At 69.3% G+C, this 23,933-nt stretch carries 15 protein-coding genes and 1 pseudogene; 7 read left to right on the top strand and 9 right to left on the bottom strand.

Going from position 1 to position 23,933, the window contains the following annotated elements; translation table 11 throughout:
* Nucleotides 1-42 precede the first annotated feature (42 nt).
* The 4 genes from OG627_RS13835 to OG627_RS13820 all read left to right on the top strand — a co-directional run bounded on the left by OG627_RS13835 (nucleotide 43) and on the right by OG627_RS13820 (nucleotide 6,449).
* Nucleotides 43-942 carry an SGNH/GDSL hydrolase family protein gene (locus tag OG627_RS13835; protein ID WP_329064901.1) on the top strand — a complete coding sequence of 300 codons (900 nt, stop codon included), beginning with the start codon at nucleotides 43-45 and terminating at the stop codon, nucleotides 940-942.
* Between the two features lie 108 nt (nucleotides 943-1,050).
* Nucleotides 1,051-3,663, top strand: a complete 2,613-nt coding sequence (locus OG627_RS13830; RefSeq protein WP_329064899.1) for a bifunctional FO biosynthesis protein CofGH — start codon at nucleotides 1,051-1,053, stop codon at nucleotides 3,661-3,663.
* A gap of 129 nt (nucleotides 3,664-3,792) precedes the next feature.
* Nucleotides 3,793-5,052 (top strand): DUF418 domain-containing protein, encoded by a 1,260-nt coding sequence (locus OG627_RS13825; protein WP_329064897.1) that lies wholly within the window; start codon nucleotides 3,793-3,795, stop codon nucleotides 5,050-5,052.
* Between the two features lie 281 nt (nucleotides 5,053-5,333).
* The gene (locus OG627_RS13820) at nucleotides 5,334-6,449 is read left to right on the top strand and encodes an ADP-ribosylglycohydrolase family protein (RefSeq protein ID WP_329064894.1); all 1,116 of its coding nucleotides are present in this window, start codon (nucleotides 5,334-5,336) and stop codon (nucleotides 6,447-6,449) included.
* 71 nt (nucleotides 6,450-6,520) lie between these two features.
* Here OG627_RS13820 and OG627_RS13815 read toward each other — a convergent pair whose 3' ends face one another.
* From OG627_RS13815 to OG627_RS13800, 4 genes are all read right to left on the bottom strand, one after another.
* Nucleotides 6,521-8,125 (bottom strand): sodium:solute symporter family protein, encoded by a 1,605-nt coding sequence (locus OG627_RS13815; protein WP_329064892.1) that lies wholly within the window; start codon nucleotides 8,123-8,125, stop codon nucleotides 6,521-6,523.
* A 288-nt stretch (nucleotides 8,126-8,413) separates the two neighbouring features.
* Nucleotides 8,414-8,623 carry a DUF397 domain-containing protein gene (locus OG627_RS13810; protein WP_329064890.1) on the bottom strand — a complete coding sequence of 70 codons (210 nt, stop codon included), beginning with the start codon at nucleotides 8,621-8,623 and terminating at the stop codon, nucleotides 8,414-8,416.
* A gap of 273 nt (nucleotides 8,624-8,896) precedes the next feature.
* Complete coding sequence (locus OG627_RS13805; RefSeq protein ID WP_329072639.1) at nucleotides 8,897-9,754, bottom strand: helix-turn-helix domain-containing protein; 858 nt, start codon at nucleotides 9,752-9,754, stop codon at nucleotides 8,897-8,899.
* 520 nt (nucleotides 9,755-10,274) lie between these two features.
* On the bottom strand, nucleotides 10,275-11,018 hold the full coding sequence (locus tag OG627_RS13800) for a GOLPH3/VPS74 family protein (RefSeq protein ID WP_329064888.1): 744 nt from the start codon (nucleotides 11,016-11,018) through the stop codon (nucleotides 10,275-10,277).
* A 171-nt stretch (nucleotides 11,019-11,189) separates the two neighbouring features.
* Here OG627_RS13800 and OG627_RS13795 point away from each other — a divergent pair, with 171 nt between their 5' ends.
* The 3 genes from OG627_RS13795 to OG627_RS13785 all read left to right on the top strand — a co-directional run bounded on the left by OG627_RS13795 (nucleotide 11,190) and on the right by OG627_RS13785 (nucleotide 17,368).
* Nucleotides 11,190-13,580: a D-alanyl-D-alanine carboxypeptidase gene (locus OG627_RS13795; RefSeq protein ID WP_329064886.1), complete on the top strand. Its 2,391-nt coding sequence runs from the start codon at nucleotides 11,190-11,192 to the stop codon at nucleotides 13,578-13,580.
* 256 nt (nucleotides 13,581-13,836) lie between these two features.
* A complete protein-coding gene (locus OG627_RS13790; RefSeq protein WP_443073470.1) occupies nucleotides 13,837-15,756 on the top strand; it encodes an MFS transporter in 1,920 nt (639 codons plus the stop codon).
* A gap of 208 nt (nucleotides 15,757-15,964) precedes the next feature.
* Complete coding sequence (locus OG627_RS13785; protein WP_329064884.1) at nucleotides 15,965-17,368, top strand: hypothetical protein; 1,404 nt, start codon at nucleotides 15,965-15,967, stop codon at nucleotides 17,366-17,368.
* A gap of 85 nt (nucleotides 17,369-17,453) precedes the next feature.
* On the opposite strand, the gene OG627_RS13780 is transcribed toward OG627_RS13785, so the two are convergent.
* From OG627_RS13780 to OG627_RS13760, 5 genes and pseudogenes are all read right to left on the bottom strand, one after another.
* Entirely contained in the window at nucleotides 17,454-18,455 is a 1,002-nt protein-coding gene (locus tag OG627_RS13780) for a polysaccharide deacetylase family protein (RefSeq protein WP_329064882.1), read from the bottom strand.
* Nucleotides 18,456-18,518: 63 nt separating this feature from the next.
* Nucleotides 18,519-19,469, bottom strand: coding sequence for a glycoside hydrolase family 11 protein (locus OG627_RS13775; RefSeq protein ID WP_443073622.1), 951 nt, complete (start codon nucleotides 19,467-19,469; stop codon nucleotides 18,519-18,521).
* A gap of 471 nt (nucleotides 19,470-19,940) precedes the next feature.
* Nucleotides 19,941-21,034, bottom strand: a pseudogene (locus OG627_RS13770) (hypothetical protein).
* Nucleotides 21,035-21,310: 276 nt separating this feature from the next.
* A protein-coding gene (locus OG627_RS13765; protein WP_329064881.1) for an IS5 family transposase occupies nucleotides 21,311-22,119 on the bottom strand; the annotation gives its coding sequence in 2 pieces (ribosomal slippage) (nucleotides 21,311-21,771 and nucleotides 21,771-22,119; 810 coding nt in all).
* Between the two features lie 179 nt (nucleotides 22,120-22,298).
* The gene (locus OG627_RS13760; RefSeq protein WP_329064877.1) at nucleotides 22,299-23,393 is read right to left on the bottom strand and encodes a hypothetical protein; all 1,095 of its coding nucleotides are present in this window, start codon (nucleotides 23,391-23,393) and stop codon (nucleotides 22,299-22,301) included.
* Between the last annotated feature and the right edge of the window lie 540 nt (nucleotides 23,394-23,933).

Raw genomic sequence — 23,933 nt, 5'->3', positions numbered from 1 at the left:
CAGCTCATGGTTCTTCCGGACTCCGTCGAGAGGCGAGAAGCTGTGTCCAGGGCAAAGTCACCGTTCAGAACCGCACCCTCCGTCCCCCTCGTACTCCTGCTGCCGCTGCTCCTGCTCGCGCTGCTGGCGGCGGCGTTCCTCCGTCCCACGGCCGCGGGGGCCGCCTCCGCCGGTCCGCGCTATGTGGCGCTGGGCAGCTCCTTCGCCGCCGGGCCCGGGATTCCGCCCGCCAAGACGGGCATCGGCGACGCCGTGTGCACGCGGTCCGGGAACAACTACGCGAGCCAGGTCGCCCGCACGTGGGGCCTGGACCTGGCCGACGCCACCTGCGGCGGCGCCACCACCGCCGACGTCCTCACCCGGAGCCAGGCGGGCCAACCCCCGCAGATCGAGGCGGTGACGGCGGACGCCCGGCTCGTCACCGTCACCATCGGCGGCAACGACGTCAACTACCTGGGCAGTCTCGGTACGTACTCCTGCCAGACGAGCGGCACGTCCACCAGCTGCGGAACCGTCGACCGGAATGCCGTCAACCAGAACCTCGACCGCGTCTCCGGCCTCATCAAGGACGTCGTGGACGCCGTCCACGCCAGGGCCCCGCAGGCGCGCGTCCTCCTGGTCAACTACCAGACCATCCTGCCCGCGGCCGGGGGCGGCCCCGGTGCCTGGCCCTGCCCCGGAGTCCCGCTCACCGACGACCAGCTGGCGTTCGAGCGCGGGGTCGCCGACCGGCTCGCGGCGGCGACCGCCACCGCCGCGAACACCGCCGGCGCGACGCTGATCGACATCGCCGCCGAGAGCCGGGGCCACGACGCGTGCGCGGGCGACCCCTGGATCGAGGGATACACGGTGGCCGCCGGGAGGGTGGGGTACCACCCCAACGAGGCGGGGATGACGGCGATCGCCGGGCTGATCGGCACGGAACTCGCGCGTACGGGGTGACGTCCGACGGCGGCGGGAACCCTCTCCCGTCATTCCTGACAGGAGAGAGAGCTTTGCCACCCCCCTGCGTGCCCCCAAGATCCCCGGACGCGCTCGTATGCTCGATTCATGACGAATCAGCAGCCCGGAGGACCGACCGCCAACTCCATGCGCCGTGCTCTCAAGCGCGCCCGTGACGGTGTCGCCCTGGACGTCGCCGAGGCCGCCGTACTCCTCCAGGCGCGCGGTGACGACCTCGGCGATCTCGCCGCGTCCGCCGCCCGCGTCCGGGACGCGGGGCTGGCGGCGGCGGGCCGGCCGGGGATCATCACGTACTCCCGCAAGGTCTTCATCCCGCTGACGCGACTGTGCCGGGACAAGTGCCACTACTGCACGTTCGTCACCGTGCCCGGCAAGCTGCGCCGGGCCGGGCACGGCATGTTCCTCTCGCCCGACGAAGTGCTGGAGATCGCCCGCAGGGGCGCGGAAATGGGCTGCAAGGAAGCGCTGTTCACGCTCGGCGACCGGCCCGAGGACCGATGGCCCGAGGCCAGGCAGTGGCTGGAGGCCGAGGGATACGACGACACCCTGGCGTATGTACGGGCCATGGCGATCCGGGTGCTGGAGGAGACCGGGCTGCTGCCCCACCTCAACCCGGGAGTGATGTCCTGGACCGACCTCCAGCGGCTGAAGCCGGTCGCGCCGAGCATGGGCATGATGCTGGAGACCACCGCCACCCGCCTCTGGTCCGAGCCCGGCGGCCCGCACCACGGATCGCCCGACAAGGAGCCCGCCGTCCGGCTGCGGGTGCTGGAGGACGCGGGCCGCTCCAACGTCCCGTTCACCACGGGCGTGCTGATCGGCATCGGGGAGTCGTACGAGGAGCGCGCCGACGCCCTCTTCGAGCTGCGGCGGGTGCAGCGGGCGTACCACGGCCTCCAGGAGATCATCGTCCAGAACTTCCGCGCCAAGCCGGACACCGCGATGCGCGGCATGCCGGACGCGGAGCTGGAGGAACTGGCGGCGGCCATCGCCGTGACCCGGCACGTCCTCGGCCCCTCCGCCCGGATCCAGGCACCGCCCAATCTGGTCACGGCGTCCATCAGCGGCCCTGCCGCGGGGGAGTACGCGCTGCTCATCGGCGCGGGCATCGACGACTGGGGCGGGGTCTCGCCGCTCACCCCCGACCACGTCAACCCCGAGCGCCCCTGGCCGCACATCGACGAACTGGCCGCGAAGACCGCCGAGTCCGGCTTCGCGCTGCGCGAGCGGCTCACCATCTACCCGGAGTTCATCCAGCGCGGCGAGCCCTGGCTCGACCCGAGGCTGCTGCCGCACGTACGGGCACTGGCCGATCCGGAGACCGGCCTCGCCCGCGAGGGCGTCAACCCCTCCGGCCTGCCCTGGCAGGAGCCCGACGAGGGCTTCACCGCCACCGGCCGCACGGATCTGCACCGCACGATCGACACCGAGGGCCGCACGGGGGACCGGCGCGACGACTTCGACGTGGTGTACGGCGACTGGGAGGCGCTGCGCGAGGCGGCGGCCCCCGGCATGGTGCCGTCCCGGATCGACACGGACGTACGGGGGGCCCTCGCCCAGGCCGCCGACGACCCGACGAAGCTCACCGACGACCAGGCCCTGGCCCTGCTCCACGCGGACGGCCCGGCGCTCGACGCGCTGACCCGGATCGCCGACGAGCTGCGCCGGGACATGGTCGGCGACGACGTCACGTACATCGTCACGCGCAACATCAACTTCACCAACGTCTGCTACACCGGCTGCCGCTTCTGCGCCTTCGCCCAGCGCCGCACCGACGCCGACGCGTACACCCTCTCCCTCAGCCAGGTCGCCGACCGTGCCGAACAGGCGTGGGAGGTCGGCGCCACCGAGGTCTGCATGCAGGGCGGCATCCACCCGGACCTGCCCGGTACGGCGTACTTCGACATCGCGCGGGCGGTGAAGGAGCGCGTCCCCGGCATGCACGTGCACGCCTTCTCCCCGATGGAGGTCGTCAACGGCGCCTCGCGCACGGGCCTGTCGATCCGCGAGTGGCTGACGGCCGCCAAGGAGGCCGGACTCGACTCGATCCCCGGCACGGCGGCGGAGATCCTGGACGACGAGGTCCGCTGGATCCTCACCAAGGGCAAGCTGCCCACGGCGACCTGGATCGAGGTCATCAAGACGGCCCACGAGCTGGGCATCCGCTCCAGCTCCACGATGATGTACGGCCATGTCGACCAGCCGCGCCACTGGCTCGGCCACTTCCGTACGCTCTCCCGCATCCAGCAGGAGACGGGCGGCTTCACCGAGTTCGTCACGCTCCCCTTCATCCACACCAACGCCCCCGTCTACCTCGCCGGCATCGCCCGCCCCGGCCCGACCGACCGCGACAACCGCGCGGTGATGGCCATGGCCCGGCTCCTCCTGCACCCGCACATCCCCAACATCCAGACCAGCTGGGTCAAGCTGGGCACCGAGGGCGCCGCCGAGATGCTCCGCTCCGGCGCGAACGACCTGGGCGGCACGCTGATGGAGGAGACCATCTCCCGCATGGCGGGCTCCAGTTACGGCTCGTACCGCTCCGTCAAGGACCTCATCGCCATCGCCGACACGGCCGGCCGCCCGGCGAAGCCGCGCACGACGCTGTACGGCGAGGTCCCGGAGGAGCGGGTGCGCGCGGCCTCGGCCTCGGACGGCCATCTTCCGGAGCTGCTGCCGGTGCTGAGCAACGAGGGGTGAGGCGCGGGACGAGTACGTCCGAAGTCTCGTCCCCGACTTCGGACGTACTCGTCCAGGGGCCGATGGTTGCCCCGGGCGATACTTTCGTCGGGTACCCGCGCCCCCAGGCCCGTTCGTAGGGTCGTCCGTATGACAACACCAGCTCAGAGCGGGCCCGTGCGGTCGTCCGGTGCCGGGCCCGGTCGGCTGATGGATGTCGACGCCCTGCGCGGCGTCGCGCTGTTCGGCATTCTGATGGTCAACATCGGCTTCTTCGCCAGCGGTTACACCCTGGCGGAGGTGCCCGATCCGGCCCGGGGTGCCTGGCACGACGCGCTGGCCACGGGGGTGATCCAGTTCCTCTTCGAAGCGAAGTCCTACCTGCTGTTCTCGTTCCTCTTCGGCTACAGCTTCACCCTCCAGGTCGACTCCGCCGGCGCGCGTGGCCGCGACTTCCGGCCCCTGTTCCTGCGGCGGCTCGGCGGGCTGTTCCTGCTGGGTGTCGTCAACGGGGTCCTGCTGTTCCACGGCGACATCCTCGTCACGTACGCCGTGCTCGGGCTCATGCTCTTCCTGCTGCGGGGGCTCGCGCCGCGCCGGGCGCTGTGGGTGGCGGGGATCATCACCGGGTCGATCGCGCTGGGGCTGCTGCTGATCGCGGTGCTCGCGACGCTGTTCGACGGCGCCGCAGCCTCCGCCACCGCCTCCGAACACGCCGCGTCCCTCGCCGAAGGGCGGGCCGCCACCGAGGCGATGCGGGGCGGCGTCGGGTCGGTGATCGGTGAGCGGGTGTCGGCGCTGGGGGCCACCCTGCCGCTCGTCCTCTTCTTCCAGGGGCCGCTGGCCTTCTCCGCCTTCCTGGTGGGGCTGGCCGCCGGCAAGCGGCGGCTGTTCGCCGACGCGGGGCTCCACGACGGGAAGCTGAAGCTCGCGCAGCTCATCGGATTCCCGGTGGGACTGGCGGGCTCGGCGTTCCTCACTTTCGCCGGGGGCGACAACCTGTTCGCCGGGGCCGTGCACCTCGTCACCGCGCCCTGCCTCACCGCCGCGTATGTCGCCACACTTCTGCGCGTCTTCCGTACCGGGCGCGGCGCGCGGCTGGCCGGGGTGCTCGCCCGGCCCGGGAGGATGGCGCTGACCAACTACCTGAGTCAGTCGCTGCTCTGCGTGCTGATCTTCACGGGGATCGGGCTCGGCCTCGTCGGCCGGGTGCCTTACGTCGGAGTCATGGGCATCGCGCTGGCGATCTACGGCGTACAACTGGCCTGGAGCGCGTGGTGGTTGCGGCGGTTCCGGATGGGGCCGGCCGAGTGGCTGCTGCGCGCCGCCACGCACCTGGAGCGGCCCGCCCTGCGCGTACGACGCGACACCACTGCCCAGCACGCGCCCGTGCCCGCGCTGTCGGACTGACCGATGCCGCCCCCGTCTTCACCCGCCTTCACTCGCCTCCGCCCGTCTCGCCGCCGCGCGGGACGGGCGGAGGCCGCTCGCTGGGCGTGACGGCCCCGTCACCCGTTCATCACCGAACCTTTGCACTCCGTCCCGGCGCCCCAAATGCGACCTCCCGGACGACGGGCCCCCATACCGGCTCCGTGATCCTCGGGCCCGCCCAAGACCGCGCTCAACGCCCTGTTCCCCTTCGATTACAGTGCTGCGCAGCCGCTGCGAGGCACAGGGTGAGGGAGGGGCGCGTGAGCACACCGTCCGGTGCCATCTGGGGCCGTGTGGAGCAGCAGGACTTCCGTAGCCGGGTACGGGGCTGTCTGCTCGGCGGCGCCGTGGGCGACGCGCTGGGCGCGGGGGTCTCCACGCTCACGCTCGACGAGATGCGGGCCGCGTACGGCACCGACGGCGTGGTGGACTTCGTACCCGCCTACGGCCGCAGGGGCGGGGTCACCGCCGCCACGCAGCTGACGCTGTTCACCGTGGACGGGCTGATACGCGCGCAGATCCGCCGGGACACCGGCGCCTGGCATCCGCCCACCGACGTCTACCGCGCCCATGTGCGCTGGGCCGCCACGCAGCGCGACTGGGGCCCCGATCTGCGCCGCAAGGACATCGGCTGGCTCGCGCAGGAGGAGTGGCTGTACGCGCGCAGGGACCCGACGATCTCCACCCTCACCGGGCTCGGCGACGACGTCATGGGCTCCCTCGACCGGCCCAAGAACCCCATCGCCCGGGACCCGGGCGCGCTGGTGCGGTCCGCGCCGTTCGGGCTGCTGGTCGGCTGGGAGCCGCAGTTGGTGGGCCAGCTGGCCCTGGAGTGCGCGGTGCAGACGCACGGCTCCCCGGGCGCGTACCAGGGGCCCGGCGCCTTCGCCGTGATCGTGCACGCGCTGGCGCGCGGCGAGACGCTGGAGACGGGCGTACGGCGCGCCCTCGCCCTGCTCGCCCCGCAGCCGGGGAACCAGCCCGTCTCGGAGGCGCTTCAGCAGGCGCTGGCCGTCGTGCGGCAGGGCATTCCGGGACCGGAGACGATCGCGTCGCTGGGGGAGGGCCGCACCGCGGAATCCGCGCTCGCGGTGGCCGTCTACTGCGCGCTGGTCGCCGAGGACGTACGCCACGGGCTGCGCCTCGCCGTCAATCACGACGGTCCCTCCGCCGCCACCGGCACCCTGTGCGGGGCGCTGCTCGGCGCCCTGCACGGCGAGACGGCCCTCCCGCCCGCCTGGGTGGCGGAGCTGGAGGGCCGGTCGACGGTGCTGGAGATCGCCGACGACTTCGCGATGGAGATGACCCAGGGCCGCGCCCTGCACGGCCCGGAGGACACCGTGTCGGGCTGGCTGACGCGCTACCCGCGCGGCTGAGTCCGTCCCCCGGTCACCTCCCGTCCCCCGGTCGACCCGTACCCCGGCCGCGCGAGCGCGCGCGTACGCCGTCAGGCGCCCTGGTCCCGGCCCTCACCCGCGTCCCGCGCCTTCGCGCCGTCGCCCGGCTCCGCCTGCGCCGGCACCCGCAGCGAGGCCGCCGTCAGGCCCGAACCGTCCCCGTCGCCCTGCCCGTTGATCCGCGCCAGCAGCACGTCGCGATCCGGGGTGTCCTCCGGCTTGAGGAAGCCGATCACGACGTACAGCACCAGCGACACCGCGAGCGGCACCGAGACCTGGTACTGGAGCGGCACCCCGCCGTCCACGGCCCAGTTGACCGGATAGTTGACCAGCCAGAAGGCCAGCAGCCCCAGCGCCCAGCTGGTGAGCGCGGCGGTCGGTCCCGACCTGCGGAACGTCTTGAGCAGACCGAGCATGAACGGGATCGCGATCGGTCCCATCAGCCCCGCCACCCACTTGATCACGACCGTGATGATGTCCTTGAACGTCGGCGAGTTGACCTGCGTCGCGATCGCCATCGACAGCGCCAGGAACGAGATGGTCGACAGCCGCGCCGCCAGCAGCGCGGCCCGCGCGGTCCAGCCGCGCGCCGCCTTGGACAGCGTGGGCGCGATGTCCCGGGTGAAGACGGCGGAGATGGCGTTCGCGTCCGAGGAGCACATCGCCATCGTGTGCGAGAAGAAGCCGACGATGACCAGCCCCAGCAGCCCGTGCGGCAGCAACTGTTCGGTCATCAGGGCGTACGAGTCCGACGCGTCCGGCTTCTGCGCCGTCACCAGCAGCGGCGCGCACCACATCGGGAAGAACAGCACCAGCGGCCAGACGAGCCACAGGATCGCCGAGAGCCGGGCCGAGCGGGTGGCCTCGCGGGCGCTGGAGGTCGCCATGTAGCGCTGCGCCTGGTTCCACATGCCGCCGTTGTACTCGAAGGTCTTGATGAAGAGGAACGCCAGCAGGAACGTGACGGTGTACGGGCCCGCCGTCGGCTCCGCGTGACCGTCGGGGAGCTTGTCCCAGACCGTCCACAGGGCGCTGAAGCCGCCGAGCTTGCCCATGACGGCGATGAGCATGGCGACGCCGGCGAAGAGCTGGATGACGAACTGCCCCAGTTCTGTGAGCGCGTCGGCCCACAGCCCGCCGACCGTGCAGTAAATGCCGGTGATCACACCGGTGATGAGGATGCCCTGATTGAGGGAGATTCCGGTGAAGACGGAGAGCAGGGTGGCGATGGCGGCCCATTTGGCGCCCACGTCCACGATCTTGAGTAACAGCCCCGACCAGGCGAGGGCCTGCTGCGTCTTCAGGTCGTACCGGTTCTTGAGATATTCGAGCGGCGACGCGACGTGCAGCCGCGAACGCAGCCGGTTGAGCCGGGGCGCGAAGAGCTTCGCGCCGATCCCGATACCGATCGCGATGGGCAGGGACCAGGTGACGAACGAGGTAATGCCGTAGAGATAGGCGATGCCCGCGTAACCGGTGAACATCACCGCGCTGTAGCCGGACATATGATGCGAGATACCCGACAACCACCAGGGCATCCTGCCGCCCGCGGTGAAGAAGTCGCTGACATTGTCCACACGCTTGTGCGACCACAGGCCGATCGCGATCATCACGCCGAAGTACGCGATGAGCACGGTCCAGTCCAGGCTGTTCATATCCCCTCCTGGGGTTCCGCCTTATGAACATGGAGCGCTTCGTCAGTGCTTCATCTATCGCCTGGTTCGGCGGTGGGTCAAGGGTTCGCGCAGCGATGGCCGGTCATGGACCTGAACTCGGGTCACAAAGCAGAACCGCTTTGCCTGTTCTTGGCCTGTCCGGGTCTTGCTCGCGGTCGGTGCGCGCGGCCATGCTCGCGGGCATGGCTGAGCCCCCTCGGCCAGGACGGCGGACCGGTCGAGAGGGCTCTTCTGTGGTGCGGGTGCGGGTGTTGGGGCGGTACGGCCTCAGCCGAGGTCGGAGGCGCCCTTGCCCATTTCCTGGACGAACGCGTTCCACGAGGTGGGGACGAAGGAGATCGACGGCCCTTCGGGGGCCTTCGAATCCCGGACGGCAATGGCCTGGACGATGGGGGACTTGACCTCTACGCATGCGCCGTTTCCGCCGGAATACGAGGACTTCGTCCACGTGTCCGTAGCGCCCTGAAGAATTGCCATGTTCGCTCCGGTTCAGCAAGTGATGTGAAATAGCGCCAACTTCTCGCTGGCATGATCGACGCTACTCGCCTCACTCGATGGGCGGGGCGGTCGTTCACTCGTACTGATGGCTTGTTCCGGCAGAGCCTTCCCTGAGGGTGTGTTGAGGTGTACATTGCCTCCGCTGTTCGGACCGAAGAGGGATGAATTCGGCATTACGGTCCAAAGGGGTGGAGGTGTGCCTCGTCGTTCCCCCGGCCGGTACCGCCTCAGGTGCGGACGTCGGCGGCGGCCTCAGCGGGCGTAATCCTTGACGATATCCTCGATGAAAGTACGCGTTTGATCGACATTCAGCGCCTGGGCGCGCAAATGTTCGTACATCACGCTGTACCGCTGCACGTCATTCGCCTTCTCCAGATAGAGATCGCTCGTCACGCCCTCGATGTAGACCACGCTGGAGTCGGCGGCGTCCGGGAATTCCAGAATCGCGTAGTGCCCGGTGATCCCGGGGTGCGCGCCCATGTCGAAGGGCAGCACCTGCACGGTCACGTGCGGCAGCTGCGACTGCTCGATGAGGTGCTCCAACTGCTCCCGCATCAGCTGCTTGTTGCCGACGACCCGGCGCAGCGCCGCCTCGTCGACCACGGCCCAGAGCCGGAGCGGGTTGTCGGGCGTGTTGACGCGGTCCTGGCGGCGCAGCCGCACCCCGACGCGCTTCTCGACGTCCGGGACCGCCGACTCGGGCAGCGCGCCGTTGATCAGCGCCTCCGCGTACGCCCGGGTCTGGAGCAGCCCCGGGACGACCTGCGGCTCGTACACGCGCAGCGAGGCCGCGTCCGTCTCCAGGCCGATGTAGACGCTGTACGGGATGTCGCCGAAGGCGTGCCACCAGCCCTGCTGGCGCGAGTCCTTGGCCATTTGCATGAGCGAGTCGACGATGCGGGAGTCCTCGACCTCGTACACCCCGCAGAGGTCGCGCACATCGCGCTGGCTGATGGAACGGCGACCGTTCTCCAGCCGGCTGATCTTCGACTGGGAGACCAGCAGGCGCTCCGCCACCTCTTCGGCAGTCATGCCTTTGAGTTCGCGAAGCCGCCGCAACTCCTGGCCCAATCGGCGTCGCCTGACGGTGGGATTGACGTTGGACGCCACGGGAAACTGCACCTCCGGCTGCGTAGCTGTACGTATCTACTGCTCAGCAGACTGCCACCAAAGGTCCCAACTGCGCTGGGAAATGACCACAGAGGTGAATGCGCCGGTCTGTGCCGTTCGTCGCACGCCGGTTCACGCGCCCCGGCGCCGGTTCGGGCGCGGTCCGGGCGCCCCTGCCGTCCCGTCCACCCTCCTGCCCGTCCTCCCGGGCCCCTCCGAGCGCCTGGAGCGCCTGAGAGGGCTGGGGGCCCCACGCGCAACGCGCGGGGCGGCCGGACGGATGCCCGGCCGCCCCGCGCGTCTTGTGCGGCTCCCGGACCGGGTCTGGGGACTGCGAGTGCGGCGGAACGCTGTACTGCGGTCGTTCGATGGTGCGGTCGTGCTGTGAAGCGGTCCTGCTGTTCCTGCGTTGAAACGGTCCTGCGTTGAAAAGGTCCTGCTGTGAAACGGTTCTGCTGCGAAACGGTCCTGCCGTGAAGCGGTTGTTCGTTCGCGCGGTGAAGCGCCGGCGCACGGTCGGTCAGTGCGCCGCCACGCGATCCATGCCGCCGCGCTGCGGCTGCATCGGCACGCCTCCCGGCGGCCTGGCGCCGCCCGGAGCGCCGGTGGCGCCCTGGGCGGGGTTACGGCGTTGCTGTGCGCCCGCGCCGTTCTGGACGTCCATCACGGCATGCGCCACGAGACCGCCCATCGGGTCGTGCCTGATCAGGTCCCGGAGCCTGGAGCGCGATGAGCGCCCCTCGTTCCCGGGGTACAGATGCTTGCCGAGTCCGACCGCGTGGGCCAGCGCGGCGAGCGCCGCGGTCCGCGGGTCCGGCGGTACGCCGGTGCGGATCGCGTTGTCCAGCCGGGACCTGATTTCCCGGCTGATCGCCGTCTCGGTCGCCTGGTAGCGAGTCGTCGGCAGCACTCCGCACATCTGGCCCGCCACAGCATGCACCATGCCGCACCGCTCCAGATGCGAGAGATAGGTCTGGCGCAGCCCCAGTCGGGGCCCGCCAATCCAATGGACGGCCCGGACCGGGCTGCCGCGTCTGCGCAGCAGTTCCAGTGCGGAGTCCAGAGTCGGATCTCCGGTCGGCCGTGGCATCACCACGGCGATACGATCCCCATCAGGGGCTATCCGTCCTGCCAGAGCCAGCTCCACTAGCTGTGCTCCGGCCAGGCCGAGGTCGAGCGACTGCGGCTGCGCTGTGGTACCCGTGGCCGGGTCCAGAGCGAGCAACAGAAGCTCCTCCGGAATTGTTCTGCGGCTCCTGCCCATCCATGCCTCCCCGCGTGGATGAATGACAGGGTGACCCCTCTCACAATGGTCTGTCGAGGGTGCCTGGGTGCTTTGTGTGGGAACCGTTATGTATGTCGTTCTCGTCTAGCACGTGGGCCGAGGTCTCAGAGCAGGACACTGATAGATGCTTCGGACAGTGCGGTACGTCGGATGAGACATGAAGGAGACACGGTGGCGGGCGAGTCCCCCGGTAAGTCGGATCAGCGGAAGTCGTCGGGGGAGACGGCCCCGGGAGAACGCGATCCCCGGCTCGCAGTCTTCCGCGAATCGGGGACGGAGAGGGCCGGAACGGCCGAGAAGGCCGAATCCGGTTCGGGCTCGGGCTCCCCTTCCGGCTCCGGTTCCGCGGTGTCGACGAAGGTCGCGATCGCAAATCGTACGGAGGGCTCCGCGGCGGAATCCACCGAATCCGCTGAGCCCGCCGAGTCCGCGGAGGACACCGGAGAGCCGGAGGGCGGTCCGATAGCGGAGCCCGCGAAGGCTTCGGCGAGCGGCGGGAGCGGCGAGGACGACAGGAGCGCGGCGGCGCCGAGCGGAGCCGGAACGGCCGGAAAGTCCCTTACGGGTGAGGACGCCGGACGCGCGGAGGCCGACGAGGACGCCAAGTCGGGCGACGCCAAGTCGGGCGACGCCGAGAAGGGCGACGCCAAGACCGGCGACGCGAAGAAGGACACCGGGCCTTCGTCGTCCCCGTCCTGGGCGAGGCCCTCCTCCGAGGCCCCGAAGACCCCCGAGACCTCTGCGGCCCCGAAGACCCCCGAGGCCCCGAAGGCCCCGGAAAGCTCCGGGAAGGGCTCCTCCAAGGGCTCTGAAGGCTCTCAGGGCGCCGACGGGGGCAAGCCGAGCGCGGACACCCCCGACCAGCCCACCGCGGTCTTCAAGGCCCTTCCGAGGCCCGCCGTCGACCAGCCCACCACCGCGCTGAAGATCCCGTCCAACCTCAAGTCCAACCTCGCTGAAGGCAAGGGCGCCAAGGACGGCAGGGACGCCAAGGACGACAGGGACGGCAAGGCCGAGGACCCGGCGGAGCGGACCAGCACCTTCGTACCCCTGCGCAGGGACGACAAGCCGGAGCCCCGGTCGTCCGCCGCGGCGGGCCCCGACACCGCCGCCGGGCCGGACACGGCCGCGGCCCCCGGCGCCGTGCAGGCGTCCGGCCAGGCCGCCCCGTCCGGACCGGCCGGTCCCGTGTCGCCCGTACCGACACCGCCCTCGGCGGCGGGCCCGATCCCCGAGGCCGAGCGCACCCGGCAGCAGCCCATGCCGCCGATGCCGCCGCTCGATCTGCTGGCCGAGCTGACGAACACCCCCGAGACCCCGGTCCGCACGGCCGTGCGGCGGGTCAAGATCTGGACCCCGCTGGTCCTGCTCGTGGTGATCATCTTCGTCGTGGTCCAGGCCATGCGTCCGCTGCCCGAACCGGATCTCACGCTCACCGCCGACTCCTCGTACTCCTTCGAGGGCGACAAGCCGTCGCTGCCGTGGCCCGATCACGGGCAGGGCGCCGTGTCGGTGGCGGGGCTGGGGTCCGTGGGCGCGTTCGGTGAGCAGAAGCCGGTGCCGATCGCCTCCGTGACCAAGTCGATGACCGCGTACATCATCATGCGCGACCACCCCATGAAGGTGGACGAGGACGGCGCCCGGATCCCGGTCGACGCCCTGGCCGAGAAGGAGGGCGGCTACGACGAGTCGGGCAACGAGTCGACGCTCAACACGATCAAGGAGGGCGACAAGCTCTCCCAGAAGGACGCCCTCAGCGCCCTGATGATCCCGTCGGCCAACAACGTGGCGCGGCTGCTGGCGCGCTGGGACTCCGGTTCGCAGGACAAGTTCGTCGACAAGATGAACGAGGCCGCCAAGCAGCTCGGGATGAACGACACCACGTACACCGACCCGTCGGGGCTCGACGCGACGACGGTCTCCACCGCGGCCGATCAGGTCAAGCTGGGCCTTGAACTGGTGAAGATGCGGGCGCTGATGGTGATCACCCAGCTGCCGTCGTGGACCGACCCGTCCGGCAAGATCTGGCCCAACTGGAACACCCTGGTGCCCTACGACGGCGCCATCGGGATAAAGACCGGCACCACCACCAAGGCCGGCGGAAACCTGCTCTTCGCCGCGACCAAGGACGTCGGCGGTACGAAGCAGTACGTCGTGGGCGCGGTCCTGGGACAGCAGGGGCCCTCGATCATCGACGCCGTCAACGCGGCCAGCAAGAAGGTCATGCTCGCGACGCGTGAGCTTCTCGTGTCGAAGACCGTGATCAAGAAGGGCGACACGGTCGGTTACGTGGACGACGGGCTGGGCGGACAGGTCCCCGTCGTCGCCACGAAGGACCTCAAGGCGGTCGGCTGGCCGGGGCTGAAGACCCCCGTGAAGCTGACGGAGAGCGGCGAGCGGATCCCGCACGAGGCGGAGGCGGGCACGGTCGTCGGGAAGCTGACCGTGGGATCCGGGCTCGGACGGGTGACCGCGCCGGTCGCGCTCCAGGGCGACCTGGCCGAGCCGGGCTTCGGCGCGAAGCTGACGCGCGTCAGCTGACGTCCCCGGTCGGTTCTGTCGGCCCTGACGACCCGAGGAGGGCACCGGTATCGGTGCCCTCCTCGGTCGCTTCCTCGATGACTTCCTCGGTCGGTCCCACGTGTCGGCGCCACGTGCTAGCGTCGCGAAACGGACATCTGCCCGGTGCGGTCGGAGCGGACCGGGCAACCGCCGGACGCGGGACGGCGTCCCAGAAGTCGCCGAGGTGTCGGCACGCCGGGCAGACGACGGTGAGACGGGGAGACGGAGAGCCGCAGTGACCACCGCTGAGCCGAGGCGCGCCGACAGCACCGCCGTCCCCGGGGAGACGCCGCGGGAGCGGACCGTCGTCGAGCCGCGAATAGACCCGCCGGACCCGCCCGCGCCACCTGTCGAGGACAGCGCGGGGGCAGGGGCAGAGGCCGCGACAGGGGCCGGGGCCTCCGGCCTCCGTAACCGCTTTCTCGCCCTCCGCGGCCGAGGGCCGTGGGGGGAGTGGGCTGAGCGGGTGCGGCGGCACCCCGTCCTGTTCACCACCGCCGTCGCCGCCGCCGTCCACGTGCTGTGGTTCTTCTTCTTCGCCAACAGCGGCGGCGACATCGCGGCCCAGGACGCGTGGGCCGAGTTCGTCGGACGGCACCCGGACTCCGCGTACAACCTCGCCTGGTACGGCGGGATGCATCCCGTCTCGTACAGCGTGGTCTCGCCGTATCTGATGTCGGTCCTCGGTGTGCGGACCACGATGATGATCGCCGGGACCGTCGGCGCCGCCCTGACCTCGCTGATCCTGGTGCGGGTCCGTGCCGTCCGCAACCCGGTGGCCTGTTCCATGGCCGCGGTGTTCGCGTACCTGTGCAACGCCCTGTCGGGGCGTGTGACCTTCGGGCTCGGCGTGATGTTCGCGGTCGGCGCGGTCGCCGCGGTGTTCTGCTGGCCGTACCGCTGGCGCGAGAAGCGCTGGCTCAAGGGCGTCGCCGCGGCTCCGCTGGCCGCTCTCGCGACGGCGGCGAGCCCGGTGGCCGGGCTGTTCCTCGGAGTCGTCGCCGCCGCGCTCTTCCTCAACAAGAGGCGCCCCGGGGCGTACGCGCTCGGCCTCGCGCCCGCGGCCGTCGTGGCGCTCTCGGCCTGGCTGTTCCCCTTCTCCGGGACGCAGCCGATGTCGGTGGGGACGGCCTCGCTGCCGTTCATCACCGCGGTGGTCACGTTCGTGCTCGTCCCCGGGGAGTGGCGTACGGTCCGGGTCGCCGCGGCCGTCTACGGCACTGGGGTGCTGCTCACGTACGTGGTCGACTCGCAGATCGGCTCCAACGTCTCCCGGTTCGCGATGATCATCGGGGGTGTGGTGCTGCTCGCGGCCCTGCCGTACACCGCGCCCCGTTCCCGCCGCTGGTACGCCCTGGTCCTCGCCTTCGTCGGACTCAACTTCTGGATCGGCTTCAAGGGCGTCGACGACATCGTCCGTACCGCGCCCGCCGCCTCCTGGACGCGCGAGCTGGCGCCGCTGGTCAACCAGTTGCAGCGGGTGGGGGCGGAGAAGGGCCGGGTCGAGGTCGTCCCGGCCAGCAGCCACCGCGAGGCGTCGGCGCTCGCTCCGTACGTCAATCTCGCCCGGGGCTGGAACCGGCAGGCGGACATGGAGCGCAACCCCCTCTTCTACGACGACACCCTGACCTCCGACAGCTACCGGGGCTGGCTCGACCGCTGGGCCGTGCACTACGTGGTGCTGCCCCAGGGCCGGCCCGACGCGGGCGCGGGACTTGAGGCGCAGCTCGTGGAGGAGGGCCAGCCGTATCTGGAGCGCCTCTGGGGGGACTCCAACTGGCAGCTGTTCGCCGTGAAGGACCCGATGCCGCTGGCCGACCCGCCCGCGACGGTGGACCGGGCGGGCGCGGGCGAGCTGACCATCCATGTGAAGTCGGCGGGCCGGGTGCTGATCCGGATCCCGTACTCGCCGTGGCTGGGACTGGTCGACCAGGACGGCAAGAGCGTGCTGCCGCCGAAGGAGACGGCGGCGTCGAAGGCGGACCCGGACAGCCCGAAGGTCTTCGTCAACCCCAACGGCTGCCTGATGAAGGCCGAGGCGAACGTGGAGGGCGACGAGTGGACGGAGCTGCTGGCGCCCCGCCCGGGGGTGTACCGGCTGGCCGCCCCGTACCAACTGCCGCGCGGCACCGGGTGCCCGGAGGAACTGCGCTGACAACTGCCGCCGGATCGGGGAGATTCGGCGCGAGCGCGTGAGAGAAGCAAGAATTGACGAGATGAAGAGTCAAAAGAGAGAAAGGTCAAGCTGTCAATCAGGCACTTCCGCTGTCGGGTGACCGCGCGATCCCTCATAGTGAAGCGATATGAGGTGTGAACGGTGCGGGAGTGGCCGGGGAGATACGCCGCCGGGGACGGATTGCCAGGTGTGCGGCGCCGGGGACTCGCAGCCCTGGGACGACGCCGACGACACGCGGTCCTGGAACGACGCCGGTGCCACGCAGGCGGCTTGGACCGGTCTGGAGGCGCGGACGGGCGCTGCGCCCGGCATGGTGCCGGGTGCGTTCCCGAGCACCGCGCCGCTGGGCGCGGCGGTCGGATCCGTGCGCCACGAGCACGAGATACCCGAGGAGATGCCGGGCCGGCCGATGGGCAGGGCCTTCGACGAGATGCCTCCCGACGTGCCGGAGGCGCCCGGGGCGGGGTTCGGCGGGGCCGGGGCCGGGGCCGGAGCTGATTTCGACAGGTCGGGGGCGGGGTCCGGAGTGGGGCCGGGGGCCGGGACCGGACTCGGTGTGGGCTTCGGGGCGGACGGGTTCGATGCCGGTCGGGAGCGCGGTCGGGAGCGCGGCGAGGAGACCGGCAGGGACGGCGCCTTCTCCCAGGAGGCGGCCGGTTCCTCCCGGGAGGCGGGCTTTTCCCGCGAGGCCGGCTTTTCCCGGGGGCGCGAGTACGGGGCGAAGCGCTCGCGCAAGCGCCTGGTCGTCACGGTCGCGGTCCTGGCCCTCGGCTGTCTCGGAGCGACGTTCGCGGTGGTCGGCGGCCCGGGCGGCGGCTCCACGGAGAACAACGCGGGGCCGGGCGTGCCGACCGGGCCCAGTGTGCCCCAACTCCCGGGCCTGGGAGGCGCTGGAGGCGCGCAGGAGAGCCAGGACCCGGGCGTCGGTGCCGGTACGGGCGCCAACACGGGACCGGGTACGGGCGTCCCCTCCGACGACCCGTCCGGCGCACCCGGCGCGGGCGCGGACCCGGACCCGGGCAAGGACCCGGGCGCGGGCAAGGACCCGGACACGGGGGCGGGCGGTTCCGACCCGTCGGGGGCGGCGTACACGGGCTGGGCCGGTCCGGGCTGCACCACCGGCAAGTACCGCGAACACGGCCGGGTGGAGAACGGCGACGCCGCCTGGTACACCGTCAAATCCGGTGGCTACAAGGGCAGTTCGTGTGACGGCCGGTTCTCCGCCGTCCCGATGTCCGGCAGCGCCGACCGGGACGGCTCCTCCACGGCGACCTGGTCCTGGCCGCTCGACAAGTCGTACGAGAAGTGCGCGCTGGCCGTCTACGTACCGGACAGCGGCCGCCCCCGCGACGTGGCGGGCGACCCGACCGTCTACCGCGTGCTCAAGGACCCCTCGGACAGCACGACGGGCTACGGCGGCTTCGCCGTACGCCAGACCGAGCACCGGGGCAGCCTGGTGAGTGTGGGCAGCTACAAGGTCCACGGCGACACGTTCGCCGTCCAAATGGTCGACAGGGGAGTGGACTTCGGCAGCGAGGAACGCTTCGGGGCCCACCACGCGGCGGCGCAGATGAAGATCGACTGTAGCTGAGAAGCGTGGCGCGGCGGCCATGACCGCCGCGCCACAGGTGCGGTGCCGCCTTCCAGGCGCTCCGTGCGCTGCGATTGTGCCTGGATCAGCTGGGGTTGCAGGAGACGGTGGGCCAGGTCCAGGTGCCGTTGGATTGGATGGTGACGCCGAAGTTGTTGCCGTTGCCGTTGGGTTTGGCGGTGAGCACTTGGGCGCTCGGGTAGGTGGCGTTGGTGTTCCAGGTGGAGAGGATTTTTTCGGGGGCGGGGATGTTCATGGTGACGGTCCAGGTGCTGGATCCGGTGACGGCGACGTTGAGGTTGTAGCGGTCGCTCCACTGCTGTCCGGCGGAGAGAGTGGCCGTACAACTGCCGCCACCGCCACCGTTGTCGCCACCACCGCCGTTGCCGCTGCCGTCGGGTGCCACGGCGCGGCCGGTCTGCGGGGAGATCATGCCGGCGCACAGGCCGCGGCTGGCCAGGCCCTGCGCGATGCGCGGGATCGCGGCGAGGGTGTTGGCGGGCCAGTCGTGCATGAGAATGATCTGCCCGTCGGTGAGCCGGGCGTTGGCCTGCACGATCGCGTCGGTGCTGGCGCCGTTCCAGTCCTGCGAGTCGACGTCCCAGATGATCTCGGTCAGGCCGTACTTGCTCGCGACCGACTTCACCGTCGAGTTGGTCTCCCCGTACGGCGGCCGGAACAGTTTCGGTGTGCCGCCGCCCCCGTTCGCGATGGCCTGCTGGGTCCGGGACAGCTCCGAGTCGATCTGTGACTGGCTGAGCTGGGTCAGGTGCGGATGGGTGTAGCTGTGGTTCGCGACCCACATGCCCGCGTCGACCTGGGCCCTGACCTGGGACGGGAGGGCGGCGGCGTACTGGCCCTGATTGAACATCGTGGCCCGCAGCCCGTTCTGCTTGAGCGCGTTGAGCAGCCCCGGCGTGCTGGTGGCGGGGCCGTCGTCGAAGGTGAGCCCGACGTACCCGTTGCAGGCGGCGGCGTGCGACGGGGTGGCGTCGGCGAGGGAGGTGACGGTGCCGGCCGCGGTCATCGCGGCGATGGCCAGTCCCGTGACCAGGGAACGTAACGGCGGTTTCGGTGTGGTGCGCATGAGGTGGGGTCTCCTTGTGCCGGGGGTACGACCGTGGTCGGCTGACGTCGGGGCGGTCCGGGATCAGCTGGGGTTGCAGGAGACGGTGGGCCAGGTCCAGGTGCCGTTGGATTGGATGGTGACGCCGAAGTTGTTGCCGTTGCCGTTGGGTTTGGCGGTGAGTGTCTGGGCGCTCGGGTAGGTGGCGTTGGTGTTCCAGGTGGAGAGGATTTTTTCGGGGGCGGGGATGTTCATGGTGACGGTCCAGGTGCTGGATCCGGTGACGGCGACGTTGAGGTTGTAGCGGTCGCTCCACTGCTGTCCGGCGGAGAGAGTGGCCGTACAACCGCCGCCGCCACCACCGCCGCCGCCACCGCCACCGCCGCCGCCGTTGTCGCCACCACCCCCGGAGGAAGTGCCCAGCGTGATGCTGGAGTTGCCGCTGCTCTGGTAACCCTCCGTGGCGAGGATCATGTAGTTGAAGGCGCCCATGTTCATACCGCGGCCCGCCCACGCGTCGAAGTGGTTGCCGGTGGTGATGGTCCCGCCCGTCCGCTTCGACTGCCGGACGCTCCAGTACTGGTCGAACGTCTTGATGCCCTCGATGGAGGGGGCGTTGTACCGCGTCGTCTTGTAGATGTCGTACGTACCGCCGTCGCTGGTGACCGTGCCCTGGAACGTACCCGTGGGCCGGTAGGTGCCCCAGTTGTCGACGACGTAGTACTCGACGAGCGGGTTCGTCGTCCACCCGTAGAGGGCCAGGTACGCGTTGCCGGACGGGTTGAAGGTGCCGGAGTAGGCCACGCTGCGCCGTGAACCGGTGCTCCAGCCCTTGCCGGCGACGAAGTTGCCGGTGTTGCTCCACGACGTGCTGTAGTTGCCGCCCGACCCCAGGGTCATCGAGGTCGATCCGCCGCCGTCCGTCCAGAACGAGTAGAAGTAGCCGTTGTCGGTGCCGGTCTGGTTCGTGGAGATGACCGTGTCGGCGTGCGCCGTCCCGGCCAGCGCCACCGAGGCCGCGGCGACCATGACCATGGCGCAGGCGGCGCTGATGAGCAGCCGGAAGCGGCTGAACAACCGTAAGCGGTCGGGCCTTTGGCCTGTTGTCGGGTATGCGGGTGCGTCGTTCATGTGCGTGTTTCCTCCTCGTCCTCGTGAGGCGGATCGCGGTGGGGACCCGGTCGGCGGTGGCTGGCTGAGCCTGCCGACGGCGACAGTGTTGATCTGACCCCGTCAAGTGTCAATAGTTTCGGTATTGATCGCGAAACATTCTCCGGATCCGCGATCTTCAGGAAAGGCGAAAAGCCTGACCAATGGCCACCTGAGGTCAATCCAACCGAAGTTGACTGCCGAATGCTCGAACGAAAGATCAAATTCGACGAAGGAACGTGATGGAGAGTTTCGTAAAGTTTTCGCAAGTGTGCGGCTCATGGGCGGGCGTCCGAAGAGGGGCGGAGGCGCACCACCCCGCCGCCCGAAGAGCCGCCTCAGGGCGAAACCGCGCTGTCACGACCGTGCGGCGGACCCGCACACGGCGTCGCCGGCGGCCTTCATGCGCGCGTCCATCGACGCGCTCCGGTCGTACGGGTCGACCACGGGGCCGTCTCCCGGGGCCCTGGCCGCGCGCTCGGCGCCGAACCCGGGGGTGAGGTAACCGGTGAAGGTGCCACAGCCGCCGTTGGTGCTGTCCGAGCTGTAGGAGACGGGGGAGAACGTCCCCGGCTCGATGATCACCTTCTCCGGGTCGTCCCGGTTCATCACCACCTCGCGGCGCACGATGGTGCGCACGACTTCGTCGCTTCCCGGCGAGGCGCTGACGACCGGATAGACGTACGTGACGTCGGTGGTCACCTCGACCGCCCCGCGCTCACCTTCCCCGTGACCCGTCCTCGTGCCTTGACCACGTCCCCGACGGGCCGCACCCTCGCTTTCTCGAAGCGGCTGAACAGCAGCAGAGGATCGTTCTTCCGGCTGGGCGCGCGGAACGCGGTCGCCAGATAGTCCTGGACGTCCTGCTGATGCGGATTGATCAACGCCATGGCCTTCTTCGGCCGCTCCCCGCGCAGCACGCCAGGATCCAGACTGGACGCGGCGAGGAAATCCCGGGTCCGATCGAGCGTCCGCGCGACCTCTTCCTTGCTCATCCAGCCGGTCGCCCGTGCCGCGGGCAGACTGATCCCGGCCGTCCCGTCGCCCCACTGAGCGGCGGGCGAACCCCTGAATGGCGCGTCCAATGTGGGTAGTTGGGGCGCCGCTTCGGTCGCGGGCGGCTGATCGGGACGCTCCGACTCCGCGGCGAGCGGTGCGCTCTCGCCGCCCCGGAACCATCCGGTCACCCGCCCCGGATCCACAGCAACGACCAACAGCCCGAGCACGGCCACCAGACCGACCACGTACCAGCCCCTACCCCGCCGCCGGGCGGGCCGGAAAGTCCGCCACCCCTCCGGCGGACCGGTCTCCTCCCGCAGCCGCCGCGTCACCACCCGAGCCCGAGCCGAGGGCTCCTCGGGCGCACCCCGCCCCCCCCCGCCCCCGTCCTCGGCCTCCCGCACGAAGCGCTCCCACCCCTCGTCCGGTATGGATCCCCCGCCGTTACCCACGTTGTACTCCCGCCCCGTCTGACACACACGGCCCCTCCCCAAGGCCGCTTTTCCGTGCGTCATCACACGGCGCGGCCCGGCGCCGTGATCCGCGCCAGCGAGGAGAGACGCCCAGGTCAAGGGCAATGCCATCCCCCGTCGCAGGCGGCGGAACGTGAGTGGCAGGGCCTCGAACCAAGACGAAGGGCCGGTTGGGAGGTAACCCTCCTGAACCGGCCCTTCAAGTCTGTGCCCCCGGCAGGATTCGAACCTGCGACACCCGCTTTAGGAGTCATCTCATTTGGCGAGTCGGCGGTAGCAGATGAGTGTGCAGGCGATGCTGGTGAAGGCGAGAAAGTGGTCGGCTTTGCGTTCGTAGCGTCGGTGGAGGCGGCGGCAGCCGGCGAGCCAGGACATGGTGCGTTCCACGGTCCAGCGGTGGCGGCCCAGCCGTTGCGAGGACTCGACTCCCTTGCGGGCGATGCGGTGGGTGATGCCGCGCTCGCGTAACCATCGCCGCAGGTGGGCGTAGTCGTAGCCCTTGTCGGCGTGGAGTTTGCCGGGCTTGCGCCGTCGGCGTCCGCGGCGTGAGCGGATGGGCGGTATGCCCTTCACGAGCGGGATGAGGGCCTGGCTGTCGTGGAGGTTGGCGCCGGAGATGCCGACGGATATGGGCAGACCTGATCGTTCCGTGATCAGGTGGATCTTCGAGCCGTACTTGCCCCGGTCGACAGGATTCGGACCTGTCAGGTCCCCCTTTTCAGGGCCCGCATGTTCACCGAGTCGATCGCGCACCGCGACCAGTCCAACTCGCCACGGGCACCGAGTTCGTCGAGGACCAGGCGGTGGAGCTTGGCCCACACCCTGGCCTTCGACCACTCCGAGAACCGCCGGTGGGCGGTCGCTCCGGACGGGCCGAACGACGCCGAAGGCAGTTGCTGCCAGGTACAACCCGACGTGGCCACGAAGACGATCGCGGCCAGCACTTCCCGGTCGCCGTACCGACGCCGACCACCACCCTGCGGCCGCGACGGCGCCTCCGGCACCACCCGCTGGAACAGCACCCACAACTCGTCTGGCACCAGCCGTTCAACGGTCCCCACCATGACTCACAGAATACCGAGTCACCCAAATGAGATGATCTCTAAGACTTCTACCACCCACGCTCTTTGTTGGCCATAGAGACGGTGGCGCGGAGCGGTGTATGCCTTCGAGAGAGCTCGAAGACCGCTCTCTCGCTGTTGACGTTGCCGTCAGCGAGGCCGTGAGACTGACCTCTGAGGTTTTACAGAGGGTCGATTCGGGCGTTTGTGAGCGGGATGCAATAGTTGATTTCCCCGTTGGAAAGCTCCATGAGAAGCGATGCGGTGATGCGTACGTCGTAGAGTGTGTGACCATTCATTTGAACCTCTCCGTCGCCATCGATCTCGTAGGTTGAGACATCAACGTCGGCACGGAATTTGACGAGCACTTTAAAAGTGGCGTCATTAATGGCTCCTGCACCTTCCTCTGGCTCATCTCCCTCCTGCTCAGATTCCCTGCCAACGTCCGATACTTCCAACACCTCGTGAACGTGACGGAGTGTAACGGCGTGGACCTGGTGATCCGATCCTCGAAAATCACCAAGCAGGAAACTTGAATCCGATTCAAAATCTCCGAGGTTGAAGTCGGGCTCAATCCATCCGTCGTACACGTTCGCCTGCGACTCGGAAATGAGATTGGTGAAGTGTACTATTACTCGGCGTGCGAGTCCTTCGGACTCGTTCACGAAGCGGAACAGGTATCTGTTCAGATTGTAGAGGCTGAGCATGTAGGGAGGGCTCACCCGTAGGGTCTTGCATGCTTCTCTAATATCACGGTCTTTGCTTAGTAGTGCAATCCGGGTAAAGTCACCGCCAGCCTTGGCTAAAATATCTCGGAGCCAGGCCGAGTCGGATCCGCCGGTCTTCACCCCGTCCTTTCGGCGCCCTGGTCCCGTCTGTAATATCTGGTCACGCAGCCCATTGATCGCCGACTCGCCTGTCAGGTAGACGACCGTGACGCCGGGCAAACTGGAAAGCTGAAACAAGAACTCGTCGATGATCTCTCTATCTCCGCTGGCGGGCAGAGTTGGGGGCTCCCCTTTGAGGCCCCCGCGCTTCATGGTGCGAAAAATGGGGGAAACGGACCTGCGGAACAGCTCGACCTCTCTGTCGAGGTGCTCGGCCCATTCCCAAGCAACAGGTTCCGGTACCCATATTTCAATTCCGATACGTGCGGTCAATTCGGAAAGTTTGCGCAGGTGCTCCAGGTCGGGTAGGCCCTTCCCGAAAGCGTTGGTGTCGAGAGCGATGGCTTGCAGCGATCCCAGATTTATTGCATCATCGGGCAGGTTTTCCATGCGGTTATTATTGCAGGGCTACGTCTGGCTGGGTAGCGGTTATCCGAATTTGCTAATTTTCGAATGTGGCAGCTAGTGGCGCTTCCGGGAACTGACGTGAAGGCCGTTCGCGCGGTAGCCTGATTTGTTGCCAAGGGCCAGGGAGTCGACTCCGCCGTGCGTGACAGCGATCCAGCAGTGACCATCACCGGACACCAGAGCTAGAGGGAGCGGAAGGTTCCTACCCTTCAACCAGATTGGCCGTGTCCAGCAAGGATGGCTGCCTGTTGTGAAGACCGATGTTCATCACGGCGTTGAGCGGAACGTGATTCCGGCTCTACGAAGCCGGCACACAGGTGGGGATGCGTTCTACACCTCTGTTACTGCTCCGCTGTTTTGGCCCGCAGGATCTCCAGCAATGAAACCGGTAGACGGACACCGGGTCCGACGGTCGGCATCCGAGCAACTACGTCAGTCAACGGCGGCTGAACCCCGTACCGGCCCCCGTCATAGACACCGCCTTGGCCTCATCAAAACGTGCCACACACGCATCCCACGGAC

Origin of the sequence: Streptomyces sp. NBC_01429, assembly GCF_036231945.1 — a bacterium.
Taxonomy (GTDB): Bacteria; Actinomycetota; Actinomycetes; order Streptomycetales; family Streptomycetaceae; genus Streptomyces.
This window is presented reverse-complemented; position numbering and strand designations above follow the sequence as displayed.

Excerpts from the sequence above, each read along its gene's own strand:
- OG627_RS13825 (WP_329064897.1), top strand. The coding sequence starts at position 3,793 with ATGACAACACCAGCTCAGAGCGGGCCCGTGCGGTCGTCCGGTGCCGGG.
- OG627_RS13830 (WP_329064899.1), top strand. The coding sequence starts at position 1,051 with ATGACGAATCAGCAGCCCGGAGGACCGACCGCCAACTCCATGCGCCGT.
- OG627_RS13795 (WP_329064886.1), top strand. The coding sequence starts at position 11,190 with ATGAGACATGAAGGAGACACGGTGGCGGGCGAGTCCCCCGGTAAGTCG.
- OG627_RS13815 (WP_329064892.1), bottom strand. The coding sequence starts at position 8,125 with ATGAACAGCCTGGACTGGACCGTGCTCATCGCGTACTTCGGCGTGATG.
- OG627_RS13760 (WP_329064877.1), bottom strand. The coding sequence starts at position 23,393 with ATGGAAAACCTGCCCGATGATGCAATAAATCTGGGATCGCTGCAAGCC.
- OG627_RS13775 (WP_443073622.1), bottom strand. The coding sequence starts at position 19,469 with ATGGTCATGGTCGCCGCGGCCTCGGTGGCGCTGGCCGGGACGGCGCAC.
- OG627_RS13800 (WP_329064888.1), bottom strand. The coding sequence starts at position 11,018 with ATGGGCAGGAGCCGCAGAACAATTCCGGAGGAGCTTCTGTTGCTCGCT.
- OG627_RS13810 (WP_329064890.1), bottom strand. The coding sequence starts at position 8,623 with ATGGCAATTCTTCAGGGCGCTACGGACACGTGGACGAAGTCCTCGTAT.
- OG627_RS13780 (WP_329064882.1), bottom strand. The coding sequence starts at position 18,455 with ATGCGCACCACACCGAAACCGCCGTTACGTTCCCTGGTCACGGGACTG.